The sequence below is a fragment of the Bradyrhizobium sp. Crot121 genome (assembly GCF_059512385.1).
The window spans coordinates 44,923-53,620 of record NZ_JCAMOR010000053.1 but is presented as its reverse complement, the minus strand read 5'-3'; the positions used below and the strand labels follow the sequence as shown (position 1 = coordinate 53,620).

The following is an 8,698-nucleotide window of genomic DNA, read 5'->3' as shown; positions in this document are numbered from 1 at the left end:
ATCCTTCCGCATCCCGCCCGTCGTTCTTGTTCCGCTGCACGTAGGGCTTCACCAGTTGCGGGGCCATCAGCTTCACCTCGTGGCCGAGCTTGGAAAGCTCCCGCGCCCAATATTGCGAAGCCCCGCAAGCCTCCATCCCGATCACCGTCGGCGGCAACTTGGCGAAATACTCCAGCACCTGCTTGCGCGACAGCCGCTTGCGCAACACCACCTTCTCGGCCGCATCAACCCCATGCAACTGAAAAATATGCTTCGACGTATCCATTCCAATGCGGATAATCTGCGTCACGGACGGCTCCCTCGTTTGAGATTTCGACAACCTCATTCTGGCACAACTGATGCCGTAGGGGGCCGTCCACCCCATCAACCACAGGCGCTTGTGATGTGCTCCGCTGCAACCGCTTGCTTGCGCCACAGCAACTCCCTGTGCTTATGGGTCCCCGCTTTTCGCGGCGACGACAGCGAGAGAGCAGCGCGCTCGAACCCACCCTACCCCATCACGCGAACGTGGCCTTCACCTTGCCCAGTCCGGCGAGCTCCATCACGACGCTGTCGCCGGCATTGAGCCATATCGTCCTCACCAGGCTGCCCGTCAGCACCACCTGTCCCGCATGCAAGCCCTTGCCTTCGGCGGCAAGATGGTTGGCAAGCCAGGCGAGTGCGTTATGGGGATGACCGAGCACGTCGGCGCCGGTGCCGCTCGCCACCTCCTCGCCATTAATGAGGGCGCGGCCCTTGACGTCGTGCAGATCGGGCGCGGTGATGCGCGGCACTGCTGTGCCCAGCACGCAACCGGCGGCGAAGAAGTCGTCTGCGATCAGCGTCGGCGCGCCCATCGCCTCCCATTTCGCATAGCGGTCGTCGACGATCTCGATCGCGGGACGATACTCCGCGACCGCCTCCGCCACCCATTCGGCGGTGAACGGCGCCTCGCCCGGCGCCAGATCGCGCGCCAGCTTCACCGCGATCTCGCATTCGACGCCGACGCGGACATAGTCGGCCATCTTGAGCTCGGCGCCGCTCTCATGCACGCCCTTCTCGAACACGCCGCCGCCGCAAGGATGGTCGATGCCGAGATAGTCCTGCATCACGGCACTGGTGCAGCCGATCTTGTAGCCGACGAGCGCGCCGACCTTCGGCAACAACAGGTCATGCACCGCACGCTGGACCTGATAGCCCTCCTCCTCATCGGCCGGCACCAGATCCACCGGCAGCGCCGCCAGCGGCGCGCGGTTACGGCGAGCGGTGGCGATGGCCTTTGCGGCCGCTGCGGTCCTGTCCATGGCCACCTCCCGGATTGCGTTGTCGAGATGGCAATTCAGCACCACGGCGCGCGCTTGACAAGCGCGTCACATACGCGCTCACGCCTTGACAAGGCCAAGCCTGATCAGGCTTTCGGCGGTCGCAAGGATCGTCTCGTCATCGCGGCGGGGCGTCCAATCGAGCTTTTCGCGGGCCTTAGCGCTGGTGGAGCGGCGGACCTTGCCGAGCATCGGCACGGCATAGCGCAGCACCGGAACGCCCATTGCGGCCAACCGCACCACCCAGTCCGGCGCCTGGAAGCGCGGCACCCGCCGGGCGGCGGAACCGAGCTCGCGCCGCAGGAGGTTTGCGATGTCGAGCATCGACATCGGATCTCCGGCGACCGCGATGAAGCGTTCGCCGCGCGCCGCCGGCGAGGTCATCGCGCGCAGATGCAGCTCCGCCACGTCGCGCACGTCGACCACGGCGAAATGGATTCGCGGCACCGCCGGCATCGCGCCATTGAGCAGCATCCTGATGATGTCGATCGAGCCGGAGAAATCCGGTCCCAGGACCGGACCGAACACGCCGACGGGATTGATGACGGACAGCTCCAGCCCGCCGCCCTCCTTCGCAATGAAATCCCAGGCCGCGCGCTCGGCGAGCGTCTTCGATTTGACATAGGCGAACACGTCATCGCCATCGAGATTGGTCCAGCTCGTCTCGTCGAACGGCTGCGCCTGTGGCGGGTGGCCGTAGCCGATCGCCCCCATCGACGACGTGACCACGACACGCTTGACGCCGGCATCGCGCGCAGCGCGCAGCACCCGCAGCGTTCCATCGCGTGCGGGAATGATCATCTCGTTCTCGTCCCTGGGCACACTGCTGCTGAGCGGAGAGGCGACATGCAGCACGTAATCGCAGCCGGCCACCGCCTCGCGCCAGCCGGCATCCTGCGTGAGATCGGCAGTGAAGAACGATACGCTCTCGGGCGATGGCGCATTGCCCTGGTGCAGCATCGCCAGCACATCCTTGCTGCGCTCCGGCCGGCGTACCGTGGTGCGCACCTGATGCCCCGCGACCAGCAACTGCAGGATGGTGTGAACCCCGATGAAACCCGATCCACCCGTAACCAAAACGGTGCTCATCCGACAAAGCCTTTCCTGAATCCTCGGCCTCGGCGCGGAAATTCGTTTCGCCGGCCTGCAACATCCGCATCTGGGCCACTATCTGCAGCGGGACAAGTAGGATGAAATTCGAGACCGGTATGGAAAACAATACCACGTCGCCTTGCGATTCCGCCGAATGCGCAGGTTGTAAACCGGACCCCGCACTGCTCGACGATTTCAAGCATGCCATTCACGCGCTCGGCGGCAAATGGAAACTCGAGATTCTTTTTTTGCTGATGAACAGGGCGATCCGCTTCGGTGCCCTGCGCCGCTCGCTTGATGGCATCACCCAGCACATGCTGACCGCGCAACTGCGCGAACTCGAACGCGACGGCCTGGTTCTTCGCACCGTGCTTGCCGAAAAGCCGCTGCGGGTGGAATACGAATTGACCGACGCCGCTTACGGCCTGCTGCCGGCGTTCCGCGAACTGCTGGCCTGGTCAAAGACCTATGGCGCACGCGGCCATGCAGCCGCGCGCGAAGCGACACTCGGGGCCGAACTCACCTGAATGTCGCTTCGCAGCTTTACGCTATTTCGCCATTCCGAGCGCCCGCCGGATCGCGATCTCGACCGGCGAATAGGCGCCGTCGGGACGCGCGAGCCGATAGGGCTCCCTTAATGGCAGCGCGGGCTGTGCCATGAAGCGCGGCGCCCTGCCCTGGTGCGGTTGAGCGGCGTGAACCAGGAAGGGATGGCAGAGATAGACCGTGCCGGCCGCGCCGGTCGCGAGCGCAATCGGACAGTCGGCGCCGATCTCGTCCAGCACCATGCGGGCACGGCCGGCCTCGCCTGCGGGTGCGAGATAGCGAGCCATCGGCTGGTGCGAGCCGACCCTGATGCGTGTCGGCGCATCCCGTTCGCCGACATCCGAGAACAGGAACAGCATCAGCAATGCACGCCCGCGCGAGCTGACATTGACGCGCCAGGCCGAGAAATCCTGCCGCTCGTTCGGATCGCAATCCTCGCCGGGAAAGCTGAGGTCGACGTGCCAGCCGGCGTCGCCGGGATCCTCCGGATGCGGAAAGCGTACAGGAAAGGTGCCGATGTCCTGTCGCGGCCACCAACGGCCTCTCCCGACGATCTGGTCGATCGCCCTATGCAGGACCGGCGTGTTGATCGCCTGCCGGAACGGTGGCTGGCCATAGAAGCCCAGTCGTACCACCGGGCGCGTCCATGTTGCGGGCGCGTGCTCGCTGCATGGCAAGCCACGCCACAGGATGGCGCGCGCTTCCGCGGCAAGCTCGCGCGGAAAAGCGTCGTCGATCCTGACAAAGCCGTGTTCGATGAATTGGGCAATTTGCGCGTCGGTGAGCGAACGCGCGCGTTCGTGGTCGGTCATGATGATGATCTCTCAAGCTGGCGCCAGACATTGTTGCGCTGCGCCATGCAGCGGCGGTCCGGCTTAATCGGTCCAATGGGATGCCGCAGGCAGCGGCGGCTGGGGTCAGCGACCCAGCAAGAAGACCGACGCGAAGTTGAGAATGGATGTCATCATGGCGGCGCGAAACTACCTCCGCCGGATGGCGGTTTCAATGGCACCGCCGCGAGCCCAACCCTATTCGTCGCGATAGACTTTTTCGCGCTTCTCGTGACGTTCCTGGGCCTCGACCGAGAGCGTTGCGATCGGACGAGCCTCGAGCCGCTTGAGGGAGATCGGCTCGCCGGTCTCCTCGCAATAGCCGTAGGTGTTGTCCTCGATGCGCTGCAGTGCGGCATCGATCTTGGAGATCAGCTTGCGCTGGCGGTCGCGGGCGCGCAGCTCGATCGCACGGTCGGTCTCGGAGGAAGCACGGTCGGCAAGGTCGGGGTGGTTGACGTTCTCTTCCTGCAAGGTCTGCAGCGTGAGCTTCGATTCGCGGAGGATCTCATCCTTCCAGGCCAGCAGCTTGGCGCGGAAATAGTCGCGCTGACGCTCGTTCATGAAAGGCTCTTTTTCAGAAGGCCGGTAGTTCTTCAGCTTTTCCAAAGGCAGTCCATGTCCCTGTCAGGCGGACGAAAATGGGTCATCCGCGCGGCGCCTTATATAGCTACCTCATGTGACAGACAATATCGGTGCAACTGCTACGAATGGCCATTTCCACCCCCTTACACAGGCAAGTTGGCCCCGTTCCGCCGGGACCAGTCAGTGCACCCGTCCGGCACCAGCATCCCCGCGCATGAAGGGGCCGGATCAGTCCTTTTTGCCCGGCCTGGGAAATTAAATCCGCGCTGACCGGACCGAACGAATTGCTATCAAGGCAACCGCCCTTAGGCCTGCCCGGCCTTGGCGAGCTCGACTTCAACGCGAAGCTCGATCTCGGACAGGACCGCATCGAGGCCGGGATGGCCGGAGGAGGATTTCAGGCTGGCGGCGGCATCGCGCAGCCGCGCCACGGTGCTCGCTTCCAGATTGCCGGCCAGAAGGCCGATCTTGAGCTCATCGAGCACATCGAGCGCGCCGCGGCCCCGCGCGACCGAGCGCTTGCGACGTTCCATGGGGTCCTCGACGCCCTGCAGCGCAAGCAGCGCATCGATATTGCCGGCAGCCTTCGGCGCAGCGCCGGAACGAACCTCGCCCGCCTCCGTCGAGGGTTCCGGCAGCGCGAAGCTGCTCGAACTGTTCCGCCGCGTGCTGCTCGCGGGCGTTCCAAGCGTGGTGCCGTTCGGTCCTGAGATGCGCATCGTCGATGATCCCGCGGGCGTGCTGGGCGGAACTTTCGCCCCCTTATGGTTAAGGGACCGTAAACGACTCGGCAAAATCTGCCGCCAGCCGGCAGTTTCGACTCCGCCGGAAAACGGAGCGCGAATGACGATCACGCAATTTCACTAAAGATATCAGTGATTTGATGCATCATCCGGCCATGGCACAGGGCTCGCATAGTGAGGCGCGGATCGCCGCTATGGGAGTGGCGTGCCGGTCCGATGGAAGACCTCGAGGGGAGCACAGGGATGCCCGGCATCCGTTCGGCACATTTTTTCGCAGCCGCCTGCGCCGCGTGGCTCGCGCTCGCGCTGACTGCTTTGCCCGCGGGCGCGACGTCGCGGATCAAGGACCTCGCCAATATCGAAGGCGTGCGGCAGAACCAGTTGATCGGCTACGGCCTCGTGGTCGGCCTCAACGGCACCGGCGATACGCTCAACAACATCCCCTTCACCAAGCAATCGCTGCAGGCGATGCTGGAACGGATGGGCGTCAACATCCGCGGCGCCACCATCCGCACCGGCAACGTCGCCGCCGTAATGGTCACCGGCAATCTGCCGGCCTTCGGCACGCAGGGCACGCGGATGGACGTCACGGTCTCCGCGCTCGGCGACGCCAAGGACCTGCGTGGCGGCACCCTGCTCGTCACCCCCCTGCTCGGCGCCGACGGCAATGTCTATGCGGTCGCGCAGGGCACGCTCGCGATCTCCGGCTTCCAGGCCGAAGGCGAAGCCGCCAAGGTCGTGCGCGGCGTCCCGACCGTCGGCCGTATCGCCAACGGCGCGATCATCGAGCGCGAGATCGAGTTCACGCTCAATCGCCTGCCCAATGTCCGCCTCGCGCTGCGCAATGCCGACTTCACCACCGCCAAGCGCATTGCGGCTGCGGTGAATGATTTCCTCGGGGTCAAGACCGCCGAGCCGATCGATCCCTCAACCGTGCAGCTCAACATCCCCGCAGAGTTCAAGGGCAACGTCGTCGCCTTCCTGACCGAGATCGAGCAGTTGCAGGTCGATCCGGATCTCGCGGCGAAGATCGTGATCGATGAGCGCTCCGGCATCATCGTGATGGGCCGCGACGTTCGCGTCGCCACCGTGGCGGTCGCGCAAGGCAATCTCACGGTGTCGATCTCCGAGAGCCCGCAAGTGAGCCAGCCCAATCCGCTGTCGCGGGGACGCACGGTGGTGACGCCGCGCTCGAATGTACAGGTTACCGAAGACGGCAAGAAATTCGCCGTGGTGAAAGACGGCGTCTCGCTGCAGCAACTCGTCGATGGACTGAACGGGCTCGGGATCGGCCCGCGCGATCTCATCAGCATCCTGCAGGCGATCAAGGCGGCCGGCGCGATCCAGGCCGACATCGAGGTGATGTGATGCAGAGCGGATTTGCCGACGTCCTCACCAATCCCTACCGCGCGCCGCGCGGCAATAGCGGCAACGACCCGCAACTCGCGGAAGCGCTGACCAAGGTCTCACCGGAAATGCAGGCCAAGGCCCGCGCGAAGGCGCAGGATTTCGAGGCGCTGTTTCTCAATTCGATGTTTTCGCAGATGACCAGCGGCATCAAGGGCGAAGGCCCGTTTGGCGATACGCCCGGCACCGGCGTGTGGCGCTCGATGCTGACGGAAGAATATTCGAAATCGTTCGCGAAATCCGGCGGCGTCGGCATTTCCAACGAAGTGTTCCGCACGCTGATCCTGCAGCAGGCAGGCGGCGCCAGCCAAGCTTAAGGAGATCAGGACAAGATGAACCAGCGTCTTCAATCGCGGCCGGCGCCGGCGCAAGCCGCGAAGTCTGCAGCGTCGACACCTGCCGAAATCCGCAAGATCGCGGAAGAACTGATGGATGTGATGAGCGCGCTGCTCGGCATCACCGAGCGCGAGACGGAGCTGGTACGCGCCGGCAAGGTACGCGAGGCGATGCTACTCGAAGCGCAGAAATCGGAATTGTCGCGCCGCTACATGGTCGCGGTCGAGAGCGTGAAGGCTGCGCAGAAGCAGCTAGCACAGGCGGCGCCCGATCTCTTGAACACGCTGCGCCGCCATCACGATACCTTCCGCGCGATGCTTCAGGTGAATCTGACTGTTCTCGCCACCGCCCATGCGGTGTCGGAGGGTATCGTGCGCGGCGTCAACAGCGAGATCCAGCGCCGCAACGTGCCGAATACCTACACCGCCGCCGGCCGGCGCGCCGCGCCTGGTCCGCGCCACATGACGCCGCTCGCGGTCAGCCGGTCGCTGTAATTCGCTAAAATTGTCGCGCTGATGTAAGCGCGGCATTCAGCGCGTTCCCTAACAACCTATTGAGAGGTGTGGCCTATAGTTGCGGTTTATGGAGGGTTGGGATTTGACTCGAAGCATTAGCTAGTGCGCAGGCACTAGGAGGCGTGATGAGTACAGATTTCAGCATCAAGCCGGTCGGGGTACCGGTTGCGGCTCCGATCACCGCTCCCGTTAGCGAAGCGGCGCGGAATGCCGTCCCAACTGAATTGCCGCCGAGCCGGAGCGTCACCGCGACGGATGCAGGCGCGCGCGCCAGCATCAATTCCAACGTCGTCAACGCGTCCGTTTCCAATCAAGTCATTATCGATCGCGACGCCGCTTCCGTCGTCTTTCAGGTCGTCGACAACCGCACGAGCCAGGTTGTGAGGCAGTTTCCCGAAGAGGCGGTGCTGCGCCGCCGCGCCTATTTCCGCACGCTCGACCTGACCAAGGAAGCGCCGACGCGTCTCGGCGCCACCGACCGCAGGGCCTGACGCTTCAGAGCGTTTTCGAGCGAAGTGGATACCGGTTCGCGTGAAGAAAACGCGTCAAACAAAAGATCTAAAGCTTCGGTTCTCGAAACGAAGCTTTAGCCCTGGCGCTTCGCGTAGGCCTGGTCGAGATACGTTCCCCCGGTCGCAGGATCGTTGACGACATTCTTGATCAGCGCCGTGCCGATCGCGGTCAGCGTAAACTTGGTATCGCCGATCCGGAACGACTGATCCTTAATCAGGACATCCTGGTACTTGCTGGTGCCCTCGCTCTCGTAGTGCACCTTGGCGCGGAAGCCCGTGACGTTCGAGACTTGGATCTTGAACGACTTGTTGTTGGCGTATTTGCCGGTCCAACTGCCCTCGTAGAGCTGAGGATCAACAGCTACATAGGGCGTCTTGGAGGGAACGTTCAGCCCGACGGCCTTGTAGTTGGCCGCCAGGATGCCCATCATGTCGGCCATTGCAGCCGCCCCACTCTGCCTAGGCGCGGCCGGCGAGGCCGGCGGCGAGGTTGCAGTTGATGTCGATCAGCGACTTCAGCTTCGCCGGATCCGGATTGATCTGCATCTCGACGGTCTGCTTCATCACGAATACGCCGATATTGGTGATGTTCTGGCGCACTTCGAGCGGCTGCGGATTGTCATTGGCCTGCGCAGCGCTCATGAAGATCGACCACAGGCGGCGATTGAACAGCAGCGCGTTCTGCATCGCCTTGTCGGGCCCATTCCAGTTCGTCTGAACTTCCTGAAGCTGTCGTGCAGCCTTTAGCAGCGCCTGCGCTTCGATTTCACGGGGGGCCGCCGTCGTAGTTGACGTGCGTGCGTAGGCCTGAGCTGCGTTTGACATTCACGA

The 8,698-nt window shown here is 63.7% G+C and carries 12 protein-coding genes and 1 pseudogene; 5 read left to right on the top strand and 8 right to left on the bottom strand.

Going from position 1 to position 8,698, the window contains the following annotated elements; translation table 11 throughout:
* The 3 genes and pseudogenes from AC5ZGW_RS32505 to AC5ZGW_RS32495 form a co-directional block, all read right to left on the bottom strand.
* Positions 1-289 (bottom strand): annotated as a pseudogene (locus tag AC5ZGW_RS32505) (IS110 family transposase); the annotation flags it as partial.
* A 208-nt stretch (positions 290-497) separates the two neighbouring features.
* Positions 498-1,283, bottom strand: a complete 786-nt coding sequence (locus AC5ZGW_RS32500) for a 2-keto-4-pentenoate hydratase (RefSeq protein WP_028163570.1) — start codon at positions 1,281-1,283, stop codon at positions 498-500.
* Between the two features lie 78 nt (positions 1,284-1,361).
* Entirely contained in the window at positions 1,362-2,390 is a 1,029-nt protein-coding gene (locus AC5ZGW_RS32495) for an SDR family oxidoreductase (RefSeq protein ID WP_130230100.1), read from the bottom strand.
* 101 nt (positions 2,391-2,491) lie between these two features.
* On the opposite strand from AC5ZGW_RS32495, the gene AC5ZGW_RS32490 reads away from it, so the two are divergent.
* Positions 2,492-2,920, top strand: coding sequence for a winged helix-turn-helix transcriptional regulator (locus tag AC5ZGW_RS32490; protein WP_207231154.1), 429 nt, complete (start codon positions 2,492-2,494; stop codon positions 2,918-2,920).
* Positions 2,921-2,941: 21 nt separating this feature from the next.
* On the opposite strand, the gene AC5ZGW_RS32485 is transcribed toward AC5ZGW_RS32490, so the two are convergent.
* From AC5ZGW_RS32485 to AC5ZGW_RS32475, 3 genes are all read right to left on the bottom strand, one after another.
* On the bottom strand, positions 2,942-3,751 hold the full coding sequence (locus AC5ZGW_RS32485; protein ID WP_130230098.1) for a phytanoyl-CoA dioxygenase family protein: 810 nt from the start codon (positions 3,749-3,751) through the stop codon (positions 2,942-2,944).
* A 216-nt stretch (positions 3,752-3,967) separates the two neighbouring features.
* A complete protein-coding gene (gene dksA, locus AC5ZGW_RS32480) occupies positions 3,968-4,333 on the bottom strand; it encodes an RNA polymerase-binding protein DksA (protein WP_196237262.1) in 366 nt (121 codons plus the stop codon).
* A 326-nt stretch (positions 4,334-4,659) separates the two neighbouring features.
* Positions 4,660-5,073, bottom strand: a complete 414-nt coding sequence (locus AC5ZGW_RS32475) for a flagellar assembly protein FliX (protein WP_130230096.1) — start codon at positions 5,071-5,073, stop codon at positions 4,660-4,662.
* Positions 5,074-5,340: 267 nt separating this feature from the next.
* Here AC5ZGW_RS32475 and AC5ZGW_RS32470 point away from each other — a divergent pair, with 267 nt between their 5' ends.
* From AC5ZGW_RS32470 to AC5ZGW_RS32455, 4 genes are all read left to right on the top strand, one after another.
* Positions 5,341-6,465, top strand: a complete 1,125-nt coding sequence (locus tag AC5ZGW_RS32470) for a flagellar basal body P-ring protein FlgI (RefSeq protein ID WP_130230094.1) — start codon at positions 5,341-5,343, stop codon at positions 6,463-6,465.
* The gene (flgJ, locus tag AC5ZGW_RS32465; protein ID WP_130230092.1) at positions 6,465-6,821 is read left to right on the top strand and encodes a flagellar assembly peptidoglycan hydrolase FlgJ; all 357 of its coding nucleotides are present in this window, start codon (positions 6,465-6,467) and stop codon (positions 6,819-6,821) included. The genes AC5ZGW_RS32470 and flgJ overlap by 1 nt, the downstream gene beginning before the upstream one ends.
* 15 nt (positions 6,822-6,836) lie before the next feature.
* Positions 6,837-7,334 (top strand): hypothetical protein, encoded by a 498-nt coding sequence (locus tag AC5ZGW_RS32460; protein ID WP_130230090.1) that lies wholly within the window; start codon positions 6,837-6,839, stop codon positions 7,332-7,334.
* Positions 7,335-7,480: 146 nt separating this feature from the next.
* Complete coding sequence (locus tag AC5ZGW_RS32455) at positions 7,481-7,846, top strand: flagellar protein FlaG (protein ID WP_028163578.1); 366 nt, start codon at positions 7,481-7,483, stop codon at positions 7,844-7,846.
* Positions 7,847-7,941: 95 nt separating this feature from the next.
* Here the strand turns inward: AC5ZGW_RS32455 and AC5ZGW_RS32450 are convergent, their stop codons facing one another.
* Both AC5ZGW_RS32450 and flaF read right to left on the bottom strand, forming a co-directional pair.
* The gene (locus AC5ZGW_RS32450) at positions 7,942-8,307 is read right to left on the bottom strand and encodes a hypothetical protein (RefSeq protein ID WP_028163579.1); all 366 of its coding nucleotides are present in this window, start codon (positions 8,305-8,307) and stop codon (positions 7,942-7,944) included.
* A 19-nt stretch (positions 8,308-8,326) separates the two neighbouring features.
* Positions 8,327-8,692: a flagellar biosynthesis regulator FlaF gene (gene flaF, locus AC5ZGW_RS32445; protein WP_130230088.1), complete on the bottom strand. Its 366-nt coding sequence runs from the start codon at positions 8,690-8,692 to the stop codon at positions 8,327-8,329.
* Between the last annotated feature and the right edge of the window lie 6 nt (positions 8,693-8,698).